The 15,469-nt window shown below is 68.1% G+C and carries 17 protein-coding genes; all 17 read left to right on the top strand.

The window, feature by feature from the left end; translation table 11 throughout:
• Positions 1-29 precede the first annotated feature (29 nt).
• The gene (locus ACUVYZ_RS01240; protein WP_439932636.1) at positions 30-767 is read left to right on the top strand and encodes an arginyltransferase; all 738 of its coding nucleotides are present in this window, start codon (positions 30-32) and stop codon (positions 765-767) included.
• Between the two features lie 28 nt (positions 768-795).
• A complete protein-coding gene (locus tag ACUVYZ_RS01235) occupies positions 796-1,479 on the top strand; it encodes a response regulator transcription factor (RefSeq protein WP_439932783.1) in 684 nt (227 codons plus the stop codon).
• 81 nt (positions 1,480-1,560) lie between these two features.
• Positions 1,561-2,883 carry a sensor histidine kinase gene (locus tag ACUVYZ_RS01230; protein ID WP_439932635.1) on the top strand — a complete coding sequence of 441 codons (1,323 nt, stop codon included), beginning with the start codon at positions 1,561-1,563 and terminating at the stop codon, positions 2,881-2,883.
• A gap of 233 nt (positions 2,884-3,116) precedes the next feature.
• Entirely contained in the window at positions 3,117-3,941 is an 825-nt protein-coding gene (locus ACUVYZ_RS01225) for a glycosyltransferase family 2 protein (protein WP_439932634.1), read from the top strand.
• A 1-nt stretch (position 3,942) separates the two neighbouring features.
• Positions 3,943-4,239 carry a lipid-A-disaccharide synthase N-terminal domain-containing protein gene (locus tag ACUVYZ_RS01220; RefSeq protein ID WP_439932633.1) on the top strand — a complete coding sequence of 99 codons (297 nt, stop codon included), beginning with the start codon at positions 3,943-3,945 and terminating at the stop codon, positions 4,237-4,239.
• Positions 4,236-5,867: an ArnT family glycosyltransferase gene (locus ACUVYZ_RS01215; RefSeq protein ID WP_439932632.1), complete on the top strand. Its 1,632-nt coding sequence runs from the start codon at positions 4,236-4,238 to the stop codon at positions 5,865-5,867. Before ACUVYZ_RS01220 ends, ACUVYZ_RS01215 begins: the two co-directional genes overlap by 4 nt.
• 37 nt (positions 5,868-5,904) lie before the next feature.
• Positions 5,905-7,287, top strand: coding sequence for a UDP-glucose dehydrogenase family protein (locus ACUVYZ_RS01210; RefSeq protein WP_439932631.1), 1,383 nt, complete (start codon positions 5,905-5,907; stop codon positions 7,285-7,287).
• A 321-nt stretch (positions 7,288-7,608) separates the two neighbouring features.
• Positions 7,609-8,637, top strand: a complete 1,029-nt coding sequence (locus ACUVYZ_RS01205; RefSeq protein WP_439932630.1) for a quinone-dependent dihydroorotate dehydrogenase — start codon at positions 7,609-7,611, stop codon at positions 8,635-8,637.
• 158 nt (positions 8,638-8,795) lie between these two features.
• Entirely contained in the window at positions 8,796-9,371 is a 576-nt protein-coding gene (rsxA, locus tag ACUVYZ_RS01200) for an electron transport complex subunit RsxA (protein ID WP_439932629.1), read from the top strand.
• 16 nt (positions 9,372-9,387) lie between these two features.
• Complete coding sequence (gene rsxB, locus ACUVYZ_RS01195; protein ID WP_439932628.1) at positions 9,388-9,939, top strand: electron transport complex subunit RsxB; 552 nt, start codon at positions 9,388-9,390, stop codon at positions 9,937-9,939.
• Positions 9,894-11,477, top strand: a complete 1,584-nt coding sequence (gene rsxC / locus ACUVYZ_RS01190) for an electron transport complex subunit RsxC (protein WP_439932627.1) — start codon at positions 9,894-9,896, stop codon at positions 11,475-11,477. The genes rsxB and rsxC overlap by 46 nt, the downstream gene beginning before the upstream one ends.
• Before the next feature lie 26 nt (positions 11,478-11,503).
• Positions 11,504-12,538, top strand: coding sequence for an RnfABCDGE type electron transport complex subunit D (locus ACUVYZ_RS01185; protein WP_439932626.1), 1,035 nt, complete (start codon positions 11,504-11,506; stop codon positions 12,536-12,538).
• Entirely contained in the window at positions 12,535-13,185 is a 651-nt protein-coding gene (gene rsxG / locus ACUVYZ_RS01180; RefSeq protein WP_439932625.1) for an electron transport complex subunit RsxG, read from the top strand. Before ACUVYZ_RS01185 ends, rsxG begins: the two co-directional genes overlap by 4 nt.
• Positions 13,182-13,856: an electron transport complex subunit E gene (locus ACUVYZ_RS01175; protein ID WP_439932624.1), complete on the top strand. Its 675-nt coding sequence runs from the start codon at positions 13,182-13,184 to the stop codon at positions 13,854-13,856. Before rsxG ends, ACUVYZ_RS01175 begins: the two co-directional genes overlap by 4 nt.
• A gap of 6 nt (positions 13,857-13,862) precedes the next feature.
• On the top strand, positions 13,863-14,279 hold the full coding sequence (locus ACUVYZ_RS01170; protein ID WP_439932623.1) for a hypothetical protein: 417 nt from the start codon (positions 13,863-13,865) through the stop codon (positions 14,277-14,279).
• A gap of 31 nt (positions 14,280-14,310) precedes the next feature.
• A complete protein-coding gene (gene nth, locus ACUVYZ_RS01165) occupies positions 14,311-15,018 on the top strand; it encodes an endonuclease III (RefSeq protein ID WP_439932622.1) in 708 nt (235 codons plus the stop codon).
• A 12-nt stretch (positions 15,019-15,030) separates the two neighbouring features.
• On the top strand, positions 15,031-15,462 hold the full coding sequence (locus tag ACUVYZ_RS01160) for a DUF1841 family protein (protein WP_439932621.1): 432 nt from the start codon (positions 15,031-15,033) through the stop codon (positions 15,460-15,462).
• The last annotated feature ends 7 nt before the right edge of the window (positions 15,463-15,469 follow it).

Genomic DNA, 15,469 nt, shown 5'->3' with positions numbered 1-15,469 from the left:
CCCACTTGACCGGAGCTTCGGGTCTGACCATGGCTTTGCTCAACGACTTTCCCCTGTCGGTGCTCCAGTTCTACGCCACGGCGCCCTACCCCTGCAGCTATCTCCCGGGGCGGCTCGCTCGCAGCCAGGTGGCCACTCCGAGCCACCTGATCGACACCCGGGTGTACGGCGAGCTGGTGCGGGCCGGCTTCCGCCGTAGCGGCGCCTTCACCTACCGGCCCTACTGCGACCATTGCCGCGCCTGCGTGCCGGTGCGGGTGGTGGTGGACGAGCTCAAATCCAACCGCTCCCAACGCCGGGCCTGGAAGCGCCACCGGGACCTGCGGGCGAGCGTCCACAACTTGCACTACAGCGCCGCCCATTACGCCCTCTACCTGCGCTACCAGGCCCACCGCCACGCGGGGGGCGGCATGGACCAGGACAGCCGGGAGCAATACCGCCATTTCCTCCTGCAGAGCAACGTCACGTCGAAGCTGGTGGAATTCCACGAAGGAACGGAGCTCCGGATGGTAAGCATCATCGACGAGCTGTCCGACGGGCTGTCGTCGGTCTACACCTTCTTCGAGCCCAACGTGCCGGGAGCGAGCTACGGCACCTACAATATCCTGTGGCAGGTCCACCTGTGCCGCGAGCTGGGGCTGCCCTACCTCTACCTCGGCTACTGGATCGCCGAAAGCCGCAAGATGGCTTACAAGATCCAGTTCCAGCCCATGGAGGGCCTGGTCAACGGCCGGTGGCAGCGGCTGGCGCCGCCCGCGCCGGCGTGACCCGCTCCCGGTGCTCCATTCTTTGGCGATGCGCATCCTGATCGTCGAGGACGATAAAAGCATCGCCACCAACCTCTACGATTTCCTGGAAGCGCGGGGCCACGTGGTGGACGCCGCTGCCGACGGCGTTACCGGCTTGCACCTGGCCATCACCCACGACTTCGACGCCATTCTGCTGGATCTCAACCTGCCCGGCATGGACGGCGTGACCCTGTGCCACAAGCTGCGGGAGGAGGCGGGCAAGGACACGCCAGTGCTCATGCTCACCGCCCGCGACACCCTGGAGGACAAGCTGGAGGGTTTCTCCTACGGCGCCGACGATTACCTGGTCAAACCTTTTTCCCTGCGAGAAGTGGAAGCCCGCTTGACCGCCCTGCACAAGCGCCACACCGGCCGCGTCACCCACCGCGAACTGAAGGTGGGAGAGCTCAGCTTTGACCCCCGCACGCTATCGGTCCGCTTCAGCGGCAAGCCGGTCAAGCTTCCCCCCAAGGCGATCCGCCTGCTGGAAGTGCTCATGGCCCAGCCGGACCGGGTGTTCTCCCGGGCCGAGCTGGAAACCGCGATATGGGGCGAGCCCCAAGAGTCGAGCGACACCCTGCGCAGCCAGATGTACGTGCTGCGGCGGGCGCTGGCGGCCGCGGCAGGCTACGATCCGATCGAGACCGTGCACGGTCTCGGCTACCGCTTGCCCGCGACCCATGCACGCTAGCGCGCGAACCGCGCCTGAACTTGGGGTCACCGCGGGTCTCTGTGCGCCGTGACACCGGTCTCCCGGCGCGTAGGTGAAAAAATGCGGGCTAAGCTGGGATTGCGCACCCGCACCGCGCTGACCATCGCCGCCGTCAGCCTGCTCCTGGTGGTGGTTCAGTCGGTGGCGGTGGTCATGCTCACCGAAGAGCAGGAAGACGATCTCGTCACCCAGATCCTGGACGGTCAGCTGCGCCGGCTCGAAGAGCAGATCCGGCTTGGGCAGGTGCCCGAACTGCCGGCAGGCGAGGACTTCCAGGGCTACCTCGCCCGCACCCCTGACGAGCGATCGCAGGTACCGGCCGCCTTCCGTGACCTGCCCCCCGGCACCACGGAGCTCGAGCGCAACGGACGCGAGCTGCACATCGAGGTCCGCCGCGTGGGCGAGGCCACGTTGTACCTGGTGTACGACGCGACCCCCCACGAGGAACGCGTGCGGGAGTTCGGTCACCTGATGGTGCTCGCCGTGCTCACCATGGCGGTCATCACCGCCCTGTTGGGTTACTGGGTTGCGGGGCTCCTGGTGCGCCAAGTCACCGATCTCGCCCGGCGCGTGGCACGGTTGCGCACCGAGGATGATGCGCCGCCGACGGCCGCCGATTATCAGGACGAGGAAATCGCCAGTCTCGCCCAGGCGATCGCCGACTATCACCGCCGCGCCGCCGAACTCCTTCGTCGCGAAAAGGAGTTCACCGCCAACGCGAGCCACGAGCTGCGCACGCCGCTGACCGCCATCAAGACCGGCTGCGAGCTGCTCGTTCAGGATCCCAGCTTGTCGGACAAGGCACGCCGGCGGGTCGAAGCGCTGGCCGGCGCCGCAGCGCGCATGGAGGAATCGATCCGCGCCTTATTGTTTCTCGCCCGGGAAACTGCGACCCCCGTTGCGGAAACGATAAACGTGCGCGAAGCGGTACATGAGGCACTGGCGCCGTTGCGGGAAACGCTGCGGACGCGGCCGGGTGTGCACCTTGAAATCGACGTCGATGCCAGCGCCACCCTGGAAACCGATCGCATCGCCCTACAGCTCACGGTCGCCAACCTGCTGAAGAACGCGATCGCCCATACTTCCCATGGCCAGATTCGGGTCAGCTTCCGCGGGTCGGTGCTAGAGGTGAGCGATACCGGCAGCGGTATCGCCGAGCACGACCTGCCGCGGATCTTCGACCGCTTCTACCGCGGCCAAAACGATGCCAGTACCGAAGGCACCGGACTCGGGCTCGCCATCGTGCGCTCCATCGCCGACCGGCTCGGCTGGCGTATAGCCGTGGAAAGCCAGCTAGGCAAAGGCACCCGCTTTCGCATCGAGTTCCCGGGTTCCTCATCCTCGCTCCCACCCACGCCCGCTCCCGAGACCGGGCACGGATAAAGCCGCAGGCGCCCGTGCCGCCCGGCCGCTGCAGGCGGAGGGCAGATGCCGCTTTCAAGAAATCAAACATGACCTTGCCGGGTTCACGATAAGGGCCATTTTCGCCAGCGCATGACTCGGGGAGGAACCCATCCCTGGACGAGGTTCCTCACAAATCCCTCACAAATCCCTCACGCGATCTCGACCGCACTCCGATTAGTATCCCCCTCCATTCTGAACACGACGAGCCGGGCATGGACGGGGTTTGTCCGTTCCACCGGCCAGCGATGGAACTCAAAGAGATCCTGAACATTGATGCGTCTCGGGGTACCCTTTCAAGGCGCCACCCAGTGGTCAGCGCGCTCTCTGCAGTCATTCCCCTGCACAACGAGGCGCCGAATCTGGCCCGCCTAGTGGCGGAGCTGGAAGCAACCCATGCCGGTCTGCCGCCGTTAGAGGTCATTTTTATTGACGATGGCAGCAGCGACGGCACCGTGCGTGAACTGAAACGGCTCGCCGCGGGCCGGCCGTGGCTGCGCTTCGTGCGTCATCGCCATAAATGCGGCCAGAGCACGGCGATACGCACGGGCGTCAGGGCGGCCCGCCACTCCTGGATTGTCACCCTCGACGGCGATGGTCAGAACGATCCCGCAGACATCCCACGCCTGATCGAAGCGCTGGAGAGGCATCCAACCCCAGAGCGGGTCCAGCTCGTGGCCGGTCAGCGCCGCCGCCGAGAAGACCCGTGGCTTCGGAAGCTGTCCTCGCGCATCGCCAATGCCGTGCGCAGCCGCGTGCTGGGAGATCGTACACCCGACAGCGGTTGCGGACTGAAGTTGATTCGCCGCGACGCTTTTCTGGAATTGCCCTACTTCGATCATATGCACCGTTTCCTACCGGCGCTGGTCCAGCGCCAAGGGGGTGAAATCGTGCTCGTCGAGGTCAATCACCGGCCGCGGCTCGAAGGCCGCTCTCACTATGGCATCGGCAACCGTCTGTGGGTCGGGATCGTCGACCTGCTGGGCGTGCTGTGGTTGAAACGCCGCTACCGCCGGGCCGACATTGAAGAAGGCTGCTGAGATGAATGCAGAAATGTTCTGGTTGGGATTGGGTTTTCTCGGTCAATCGCTGTTCTCCATGCGTTTCCTGGTCCAGTGGTGGGCGAGCGAACGGCGCAAAAGAAGCGTGGTGCCGCTCGCCTTTTGGTATTTCAGCCTTGCGGGTGGCGCTGCGTTGCTCGCTTACGCAGTCTACCGCGCCGACCCCGTTTTCATCGTCGGCCAGATGGGCGGATTGGTGATCTACGCCCGCAACCTTCACCTCATTTCCCGTGAACGCCGGCAGACGGCCGGCGTTCACGGACGCGAACCGGCATGAAGAGCGCCCGCTTGACCGGTCTCGCGTTCGTCATCGGCCTTTGGTTCCTGCCGGCATTCGTGACGCTGGAGTTCCGACCCATCCTGCCGGTCGACGAAACCCGTGTGGTCAGCGTCGCGTGGGAGATGTGGAATCGGGGGGATTTCCTGGTTCCGTATCTGAACGGCGCGCCTTACAGCGACAAGCCCCCGCTTTTATTCTGGATCATTCAGCTGGGCTGGGCAGCGGCCGGCGTCAATACCTGGTGGCCACGGCTGGTGCCGCCGCTGTTCGCGCTCGGCTGTCTCTATGTCACGCACGCCCTCGGACGGCGCCTGTGGCCGCACACGTCCGAAGCCGCCGGCGGTGCAGTGCTGGTGCTCGCGGGAACCGCCTTCTGGTCGGCATTCTGCACCGGCCTGGTCTACGACATGACGCTCGCCTTTTTCGTGCTGACCGGCACGGCTGCGCTGCTGCACGCGTGGCAGGAAAAGCGGTGGAGCAGTTTCGCCCTGTTCGGTATCTCGGCTGGCCTGGGGATCTTGACCAAAGGACCGGTTGCCCTGCTCCACCTGGGGATTCCCGCGCTGACCGCCCCGCTGTGGATGCGCGAAAACCGGCCGCAATGGACACGCTGGTATCTTGGCGTGGCGGCCGGTGCGGCGGTCGGGCTTGGGCTCGCCGCCGCCTGGGCGTTTCCGGCGGCCCAAGCCGGCGGCGATGCGTACGCCCAGCAAATCCTCTGGCACCAGACGACTGGACGCGTGGTGTCGGCATTCGCTCACCGGCGCCCGCTCTGGTGGTATCTCCCCCTGCTGCCGTTGCTGCTGTTTCCCTGGATCGTATGGCCGCCGCTGTGGCGCGCGTTGCACCCGCTGGTCGCCACCCGACCGGACAGCGGCATTCGTCTGATGCTGGTATGGAGCGGCGTCGGTTTGGCCGCTTTCTCGGCTTTTAGCGGTAAACAGGCGCATTACCTCCTGCCGCTGCTGCCGCCATTGGCCCTGCTGGCTGGTCGCGGTCTCGTCGAAAGCCCGACGGTCCGCCCGGGCGACGCCCTGTTCCCTGCCGCCGGCCTGGTGCTCTTCGGCGGGCTGCTCTCCTTTACGCCGATTCTCGGACCGAAGCTTCACTTGCCCGCGTGGGTCGCGGAGCTTCCAGTGGTGACCGGCCTCACCATTGCCGGGGCCGGCGTCGTCCTGGCGGTGGTCAGGCTCGAGCATCCTTTCCTCGAAGCCGCAAAGGCGGCCTTGGCGTCGGCCTTCACGGTCGCCGCCTTTCAGGCGGGGCTGTCGTTGCCCGTGTGGAACGCCTACGACCTGAACTCCATCAGCGCCCGGCTCAAGACGCTCGAAGAACAAGGCGTGCCGCTGGCCCACGTGGGCAAGTACCACGGCCAGTTCCAGTTCCTCGGGCGCTTGCAACGCCCCCTGGAAGTCATCCAGCCCCAGGACCTGCCCGCCTGGCTCGCCCGGCACCCGGCGGGGCGGGCCATCGTCTATCTTCCCCCGAACGATCCCATGCTCGACCAAGCCGAGTTCCTGCAGCCTTTCCGCAGCCGGTTCGTGGCCATCGTGGGGGCCCGCGCCGCAGCGAGCGTCGCAGCGGGACATCCGGCCGGAATGCCGGCCAGCGAGGTGACGCCGTGACCGGCGTCCAAACGGAGGCGCCGCAGGAGGGCAAGCCATGCGGCTGACCGTGCTCGGCACGGGCTACGTCGGGTTGGTGACCGGCGCCTGCTTCGCGGAAATGGGCAACCACGTGACTTGCGTGGACCGGGACGCCGCCAAGATCCAAAGGCTTGAGCGAGGCGAAGTGCCGATCTACGAGCCCGGTCTCGAGCCCCTGGTCGCGGCCAACCTGCGCCAGGGGAGGTTGCGTTTCACTACCAACCTCCCCGAGGCAGTGGCCGGCGCCGAGGTGATTTTTATCGCCGTGGGCACTCCGCCGCGCTCGGATGGCTCTGCCGACGTGGAGGACGTGCTCGCTGCGGCGCGCGATCTGGGCGCCTGCCTCGATCACGATGCCGTAGTGGTGGTGAAATCCACCGTTCCGGTCGGCACCACCGAGCGCGTGGAAGCGTTGATCACAGAAGCGCTATCCGCCAGGCGAGAAATCCTGACCGTCGACGTCGCTTTTAATCCCGAGTTCCTCAAGGAGGGCGACGCGGTCAACGACTTCATGCGGCCCGACCGGGTCATCGTGGGCAGCCGAAGCCCGCGCGCCATCGCCTTGTTGCGCATGCTCTACGCCCCGTTCACCCGCAACCACGAGCGCCTGATCGCCATGGCGGTGCGCGATGCGGAGATGACCAAGTACGCGGCCAACGCCATGCTGGCCACCCGAATCTCGTTTATGAACGAGCTGGCCACCATCTGCGAGCGGCTGGACGTGGACGTGGAGCAGGTCCGGGTCGGCATCGGCTCCGACCCGAGGATCGGCTATTCGTTTATCTACCCCGGCTGCGGTTACGGCGGATCGTGCTTTCCGAAGGATGTCCGCGCCTTGATCCGTCTGGCGCAGGACGCTGGCGTCGACCCCGGGCTGCTGCGCGCCACCGAAGCGCGCAACCAGGCCCAGAAGCGCCTGCTTTTCGACAAGCTCGCGGCGCGCTTCGGCGGGAGACTGGCCGGACTCGGATTCGGCGTATGGGGTCTCGCCTTCAAGCCCGGCACCGACGACATGAGGGAAGCCCCCGCCGTCACGCTGATTGCGCAGCTGATCGAGGCCGGGGCCACCGTCAGCGCCTTCGACCCGGCCGCGATGAATACGGCGCGAACCGTGTTCCCCAAGGCATGGTTCGATTCCGGCCGGCTCAGGCTCGCTGACGACCCTTACGACGCCCTGAGGCACGCCAGCGCGCTGCTGCTCGTCACCGAATGGAAACAGTTCCGCAGCCCGGACCTTCCGCGCATGCGCCGTATCATGCGGCTGCCCGTCATCTTCGACGGCCGCAACCAGTTCGAACCCGGGCATATGGCGGCCCAGGGCTTCGAGTACCACGGCATCGGCCGCGGCGGCCACGGGCCCGCCGAGGCCGCCGCGGCCGGCCTACAGGCCGCCGGATGAAGGCGTCCGGTCCGCGACCCATGGCGCCTGCGCTTTCGCGTCCCCGCAAATTCCTCACCTTTGCCTGACACCTTCCTCATGCGGTCCCGCGTAGCATCTGCCCCGTCTTTCCTCCCACGGGCAGCGATACGAATGCGAGGAGAACCCCCCTCTGCCTCGAGGTTCCCGGTCCATCCGCCAGCGCGGCAGCGTCGTTCGTCCTGCGCCTCGCCCTGCTTTCGAACCGCTGGCGCGTGGCGCGCCGCGTTCCAGGTGGCCGGCGAGCTCTACCGCACCCGCGTTCGGATGTCGCCCCGCCAGCGGAGCGGCTACAATCCGCCCATGCTCTATCCTTTGCTGCGCCCAGCGCTGTTCGCGCTGGAGGCGGAGACCGCCCATGCTCTTAGCCTTTCCCTGCTGGAGGCCGCCCACGCCCTGCGGCTCGACCGGCTCGCGCTCCACCCGCCCCAGGGCAAGCCGGTGCGGGCCATGGGGCTCGCCTTTCCCAACCCGGTAGGCCTCGCCGCCGGCTTCGACAAGGACGGCGCCCACGTGGACGCCCTGGGCAGCCTGGGCTTCGGCTTCATCGAGGTAGGCACGGTGACGCCGCGCCCCCAGCCGGGCAACCCCCGTCCCCGGCTGTTCCGCCTCCCGGAGGCCCAGGCCATCATCAACCGGATGGGTTTCAACAACGCGGGCATCGACGCCGTGCTCGCCAACCTGGCCCGCGCCCGCTACCGGGGCGTGCTAGGGATCAACATCGGCAAGAATTTCGACACGCCCCTGGCGCGGGCGGCGGAAGACTACCTCACCTGCCTGCGCAAAGCGTATCCCCAGGCTGACTACGTGGCGATCAACGTTTCCTCCCCGAACACCGCGGGACTGCGGGACCTGCAAGCCGAAGAGGCCCTGGACGCCCTGCTGGCCGAGCTCGCGGCCGAGCGGGAGCGGCTCTCCGACGCCCACGGCCGGCGAGTGCCGCTGGCGGTGAAAATCGCCCCGGACCTGGACGCCGCCGGGATCCAGGCCATCGCCCGGCTGCTTCTCAAGCACGGCCTCGACGCCGTGATCGCCACCAACACCACGGTGGCCCGCCCCCAGCTCGACGGGCATCCCCTTGCCCGGGAAGCGGGAGGGCTCTCCGGCGCGCCCTTGCGTCCCGCCGCCACCCGGGCGGTGCGCCTGCTCTCGGCCACCCTGGCCGGGGCGCTGCCCATCATCGCCGTGGGCGGCATCCTCTCCGGGGCCGATGCGCGGGAAAAACTGGAGGCGGGCGCCACCCTGGTACAGGTCTACACGGGGCTCGTCTACCGGGGTCCGGGGCTCGTCGCCGAGCTCCTCCGCGCCACGGCGGCGGCGCGGGAGGCCTGACACGGCCGCTTCCGTCTTCGACCTGCGGCCTTCACGGCGGACCGCGGGAATTCCTCTTCACGAACAAGGTTGTCCGCAGACGACCTGTGCGACGATAATTACAAATTGCGTTCGCGCTGCGGCTGCAGCGCTCGAATGCAGCCGAACGTTCACGCGCCATGGAAGGCTATCTGCTGATCCTGGTGAGCACGGTGCTGGTGAACAACATCGTGCTCGCGAAAGTTCTGGGCCTGTGCCCTTTCATGGGCGTCTCCAGGAAGTTAGAGACCGCCATGGGCATGGGGCTCGCGACCGCCTTCGTGCTGACCCTGGCTTCCGGGGCGAGCTATCTTATCAACCGCTATCTCCTGGGTACGGAACTCTTCTACCTTCGCACCCTCTCCTTCATCGTGGTGATCGCCGGCGTCGTGCAGTTCACCGAGATGTTCGTGCGCAAGACGAGCCCCCTACTGCACCAGATGCTGGGCATTTATCTGCCCCTCATCACCACCAACTGTGCCGTGCTGGGCATTCCCCTGCTCAACGTCCAGGCCGGCCACGATTTCGTGGAATCCCTGTTCTTCGGCCTGGGCGGCGCCCTGGGTTTTTCCCTGGTGCTGGTGCTGTTCGCCGCCATGCGGGAGCGGTTGGAGGCGGCGGACGTGCCCCCGCCCTTCCGGGGCTCCCCCATCGCCCTGGTCACCGCCGGGCTCATGAGCCTGGCGTTCATGGGGTTTTCTGGGTTGGTGAAGTGAGGACGGTAACTGAGCAATGCTGACCGCGCTGCTCATCATGGGAGGCCTGGCCGTGGGCCTGGGGGCCATCCTGGGCTTCGCCGCCCAGCGGTTGCGGGTCGAAGGCCATCCCCTGGTGGAAAAAATCGACGCCATCCTGCCCCAGACCCAGTGCGGGCAGTGCGGCTATCCCGGCTGCCGTCCCTACGCCCAGGCCATCGCCGAAGGCCGGGCAGACATCAACCAGTGCCCCCCGGGAGGCGAGGAAGGGATCAGGCAACTGGCCGAGCTGCTGGGGGTGGAGCCCAAGCCTTTGAACCCGGAGCACGGCCAGGCGAAGCCCAAGGCGGTGGCCCTGATCGACGAAAGCCTGTGCATCGGTTGCACCCTGTGCATCCAGGCCTGCCCGGTGGACGCCATCGTCGGCGCGGCCAAGCAGATGCACACGGTGATCGCCGCCGAGTGCACCGGCTGCGAGCTGTGCCTGCCCCCGTGCCCGGTGGATTGCATCGCCATGGTGGCGGTGCCGGAGCGCATCGAGACATGGAAGTGGAAGCCTCCTCTGTCTTCCCTAAAGCCCGCGGCATGAGGCGGCTCCATCGCTTCCCCGGCGGGCTCAGGCTGGAGGACCACAAGGCGCTCTCCACCGCCCGCCCGATCGAGCCCCTGCCCCTGCCCCACCTGCTCGTCGTGCCCCTCGCCCAGCACATCGGCGCAGCAGCGAAGCCCTTGGTGGCCCCGGGGCAGCGGGTGCTCAAGGGGGAGCCCATCGGGCTCGCCGAGGGCTACGTCTCCTGCAGCGTCCACGCCCCCACCTCCGGCCGGGTGGTGGCGGTGGAGCCGCGGCCCGTGCCCCACCCGTCGGGGCTTCCCGACCTGTGCGTGATGATCGAGCCGGATGGAGCGGAGCGCTGGATCGAGCGCGAGCCCATCGATTATCTCAACGCCGACCCGAGCGAAGTGCGCAACCGCCTGCGGGAAGCGGGCCTGGCGGGCCTGGGCGGGGCGGTGTTCCCGAGCTACATCAAGCTGAACCCCGGCGCCAATATCGTGCGCACCCTGGTGGTGAACGGCGCGGAGTGCGAGCCCTACATCACCTGCGACGACATGCTGATGCGTTCGCGCGCCGCCGAGATCGTAGCGGGGATCGAGATCGCCCGCCACCTCCTGGGCGCCGTGGAGGTGCTGATCGGCATCGAGGACAACAAGCCCGAGGCGATCGCGGCGATGCGGACGGCGGTGCAGGCGGGAGGGTATGCTTTCGAGATCGTGCCGGTGCCCTCCATCTATCCGGCCGGTGGCGAGAAACAGCTGCTCTACACGTTGACCGGCCGGGAGGTGCCTTCGGGCAAGCGCCCCCACGACATCGGGCTCGCCTGCTTCAACGTGGGCACCCTGTACGCCCTGGCCCGGGCGGTGCTCCACGGCGAACCCCTGATCTCCCGCGTCACCACGGTCGCCGGCAACGTGGAGGCGCCGGGGAACGTGGAGGTGCTGATCGGAACCCCGGTGGCGGACCTGGTTTCCGCCGCCCGTCCGCGCCCCGATACCGATGCCTTCATCATGGGCGGGCCCATGATGGGCTTCGTGCTCCCGGGGCCCAGGGTGCCGGTGGTGAAAGCCACCAACTGCGTGATCGCCCGCTCCCCGGCCCTGTTCCCGGCGCCGCCCCCGCCCATGCCCTGCATCCGCTGCGGCCGCTGCGCGGAAGCCTGCCCGGCGCGGCTCGCCCCCATGGACCTCTACGCCTTCGCCAAGTCCCGCAACTTCGGCAAGGCCCAGGAATACGCCCTGTTCGACTGCATCGAGTGCGGCTGCTGCAGCGCCGTGTGCCCGAGCCACATTCCCCTCGTCGACTTCTACCGCTACGCCAAGAGCGAGATCTGGGCCCGGGAGCGGGAGCGCAAGGCCGCCGACCTGGCCCGCCGCCGCCACGAGTTCCGCCTGGCGCGCCTCGCGCGGGAAAAAGAGGAGCGAGCGCGGCGGCTCGCGGAAAAAGCGGGCAAGGCCGGCCCGGACGCTCCGGACCGGGAGGCCATCCTGGCGACCATCGAGCAGGCCAAGGCGAAGAAGGCCCAGGCTTCCTCCGATCCGGTGAACCCCCCTTCTTCTGGCGAAGCGCGGTGAAGCCCCCCGGCACCGACCCCTGACCCATGCCGGCACCGTTCGTGAGCCTCGCCGGTAGCGTGCAAGGGGTCATGCTCCGGGTGCTGCTGGCGCTGCTGCCGGCGATCGCCGTGCACGCCTGGTGGTATGGCCCCGGCATCTTGATCCAGCTCGCCCTGGCGAGCGCCGCAGCGCTCGCCGCCGAGGCCCTCATGCTCAAGCTCCGGAGCCTGCCCCTCGCGCCCTTCCTGTCCGACCTCTCGGCCCTGGTGACGGCCTGGCTCCTCGCCCTGTGCCTGCCCCCCATCGCCCCCTGGTGGCTCGCCGTCGTGGGTACCGTCTTCGCCATTGCCGTGGCCAAGCACCTCTACGGCGGCCTGGGGAGCAACCTGTTTAATCCGGCCATGGTGGGCTACTGCGTGCTCATTCTCTCCTTTCCCGCCGAGATCGCCCGCTGGCCCGCGGCTACGGCCCTCGCCTCCCATCCCCTCGGGTGGACCGAAACCGCGGCCTACATCTTCTTCGGCCATCTGCCCGGCGGCCTCTCCCTGGACGCACTGACCGCCGCCACGCCCCTGGACGCGGTGAAAACCCAGCTCGCCGCCAGCCACACCCTGAACGAAATCTTCCGCCAGCCCGGCCTTGCCGAGATCTCGCCGGGCCCCGCCTGGCTCGCCCTCGCCTGCGCCGCGGGGGGGCTCATCCTGTGGCGGCAGCGGGTGATTGCCTGGCACGTGCCGGCGGCCTATCTGGCCACCCTGGCGCTGGTGGCGGGGATCTTTCACGCCGCTGATCCGGACCGCTACGCCGGGCCCCTGTTCCACCTGATCCATGGCGCCGGCGTTCTCGGCGCCTTCTTCATCCTGACCGACCCGGTGAGCGGCCCCACCACGCCCCTGGGCAAGCTGATCTTCGCCGCCTCGGCGGCCCTGCTCACCTACCTGATCCGGGTCTTCGGCGGCTACCCGGACGGGGTGGCCTTCGCCGTGCTCATCATGAACATGGCGGTGCCCTTGATCGACGCCTACACCCAGCCGCCGGTGTACGGCAAGAAGCCTCCCGGCCGCGGAGGCGGCTCATGAGCCTGGGCCCCGGGCGTTCGGCCCTGCGGGGGGCGCTGGTGCTGGCCGCCTTCGCCCTTGCAGGCACCCTGCTCCTCGGCCTCGCCTTCCAGCAGACCCGGGAGCCCATCGCCCGAGCGGAAGAGGCGGCGAAGCTAAAGCTCCTCAACCAGGTGATCCCCCCCGAACTGCACGACAACGACCTGCTGGCCGACGCCATCGAGCTTCCCGCTAACGCCCTGCTGGGGACCGACGAGCCGCGCCCCGCCTATCGGGCGCTGAAGGACGGCCGGGTCACGGCGGTGGCCTTCGAGGCGATTGCGCCCGATGGCTACAACGGTAGAATTAGGCTCCTGCTGGCGGTGTCCCCCGAGGGCCGCGTCCTCGGCGTGCGGGTCGTGGCCCACGCCGAAACCCCCGGCCTGGGTGACTACATCGACATCGCCAAGAGCGACTGGATCCGCCAGTTCGACGGGCGCGAGTTTTCGCCCGCCAGCGCGAACGCCTGGCGGGTGAAAAAGGACGGCGGGACCTTCGACGCCATGGCCGGCGCCACCGTCACGCCGCGGGCGGTAGTGAAGGCAGTGCGCAAGGCCCTCGAGTACTTCCACGCCCACCGGGACCCGCTGGTGGGGGAGAGCCTCCAGACCGGGAAGGCAGCCCCATGACTCCTCACCGTGAAATCCTGGAGAACGGCCTGTGGACCCAGAACCCGGGGCTCGTGCAGCTCCTGGGTTTGTGCCCCCTGCTGGCCGTGAGCGGCACGGTGGTGAACGCCGTGAGCCTGGGCCTTGCCACGGCCCTGGTCATGGCGATGACCGGCCTGGCGGTGTCGGCGGCGCGCAACCTGATCCCGCCCGAGATCCGCATTCCCGTGTTCGTGCTCATCATCGCGGTGCTGGTCACGGTGGTGGACCTGCTCATGCACGCCTATGTCCACGATCTCTACCTGGTGCTAGGCATCTTCGTCCCCTTGATCGTCACCAACTGCATCGTGCTCGCCCGGGCGGAAGCCTTCGCCTCCAAGCGGGGGCCCCTCGCCTCCGCCCTGGACGGGCTGGCCATGGGGCTCGGGCTCACTGCGGTGCTGGCCCTGCTGGGCGCCCTGCGGGAGCTCACGGGCAAAGGGACCCTGCTCTCGGGCCTGCATCTCGTCTTCGGGGAAGGCGCCCGGAGCTGGACGGTGCAGGTGCTGCCCGATTACGGCGGCTTCCTGCTGGCGGTGCTGCCCCCCGGCGCCTTTATCGGGCTAGGGCTGCTGATCGCCGCCAAGAACGCCCTCGACCGGCGGCGGGCGGAGCGCCGGACGGCGCCCGCGGCCCTCGCCCGCGGTGCGTGACCGGCCATGGGCGCCCATTTCCCCTTCTCCGGACGCGCCGACCGGGTGGCGGTGTACGCGTTCTTCGAGTGCCACGGGCTGAGCTTCCCGCTCCAGGAGAAGTACTACCGGTGGTGGCACGAATGGGCGCGGCGGCAAGTCATGGAGGACCCCCATCTCCTGGGGTGTAAAGGCCCCGAGCTGGAGCGCTTCCCCTACGGGCAGCACGCTTTCCACGACTTTCACCTGCACCAGTACGGCTGGGCCACCGCCCTCGCCGACCTGGGGGCGTTCATCCAGGGCACGCTCTTTCCCCGCTTGAGCGCCGAGGCCCTCGAGCGCCTGGAACAAGAGCACGGGGCCTTCCTCTCCCGGCTCAAGGAGGAGGTTTCCGCCGCGCCCCGGCCGCCGGCGCCCGAGGTGGGACGTTACCGGCATACGTGACGTCCGTATCCGGACCGCCGCGAGACGGTCGATGAACGCGTCGAAACGCCGCGCCATTTTTGAGCGCCTGCGAGCGGCGAACCCCAACCCCACCACGGAGCTGGACTACCGCACCCCCTTCGAGCTGCTGGTGGCGGTGATCCTCTCCGCCCAGGCGACCGACAAGAGCGTGAACCTGGCGACCCGCCGGCTGTTCCAGGTGGCCGGCACGCCGCAAAAGATGCTCGCCCTGGGGGAGGAGCGGCTCGCCGAATACATCCGCACCATCGGCCTCTACCGCACCAAGGCGAAGAACCTGATCGCTACCTGCCGCATCCTGGTGGAGGAGCACGGGGGGCGGGTGCCTTCCACCCGGGAAGCCCTGGAGAAGCTGCCGGGGGTGGGGCGCAAGACCGCCAACGTGATTCTCAACACGGCCTTCGGCGAGCCCACCATCGCCGTGGATACCCACATCTACCGCGTGGCCAACCGCACCGGGCTCGCCCCGGGAAAGAACGTCCGCCAAGTGGAAGAGCGGCTCACCCGGGTGGTGCCGGAGGAATTCCGCAGGCACGCCCACCACTGGCTCATCCTCCACGGCCGCTACGTGTGCAAGGCGCGCAAGCCCGAGTGCTGGCGCTGCATCATCGCCGACCTGTGCGAGTATCGGGAGAAGAACCTGGCGCCCCCCGCGCCGGGCGTGAAAAGAGAAAGCGGCGGTGCTAAGCTTGGCCGTCGGGCGCGCTCCTTCGGCGCTTGACCCCTTGCCCCGATGTTCCAGCCCAGCCGCGATCAGGCCCGGCAATTCCTCTTCGAGGCGTGGCGCAAGTACCGGGAGCGCCAGGTCTTGAGCCCCCTGGAGGACTTGGCCGTCGCCGTCATCCTGCTGCATCCCGAGTATCACCCCGTGCTGGAGGATCCGGAGCGCTACGGGGACATGGAGTACTTTCCCGAGGCGGGGGAGGTCAACCCGTTCCTGCACTTGGGCCTGCACCTCGCCGTCGAAGAGCAGCTTTCCATCGACCAGCCTCCCGGCCTCGTCGACCGGGTCAAGGCCCTGGAGAGGGGGAGCGGCTCCCGCCACGAGGCCCTGCACGCCACCATGGAATGCCTGGCGGAAACGCTCTGGCGCGCCCAGCGGGACGGCACCGCCCCGGACGCAGGCGTCTATCTCGCCTGCCTGGATCGACGGCTCGGAAAATGAACCGGGG

Source organism: Pelomicrobium sp. P1 (genome assembly GCF_052805615.1).
The sequence above is the reverse complement of the archived record's forward strand: the minus strand, read 5'-3'. Positions and strand labels throughout refer to the sequence as shown.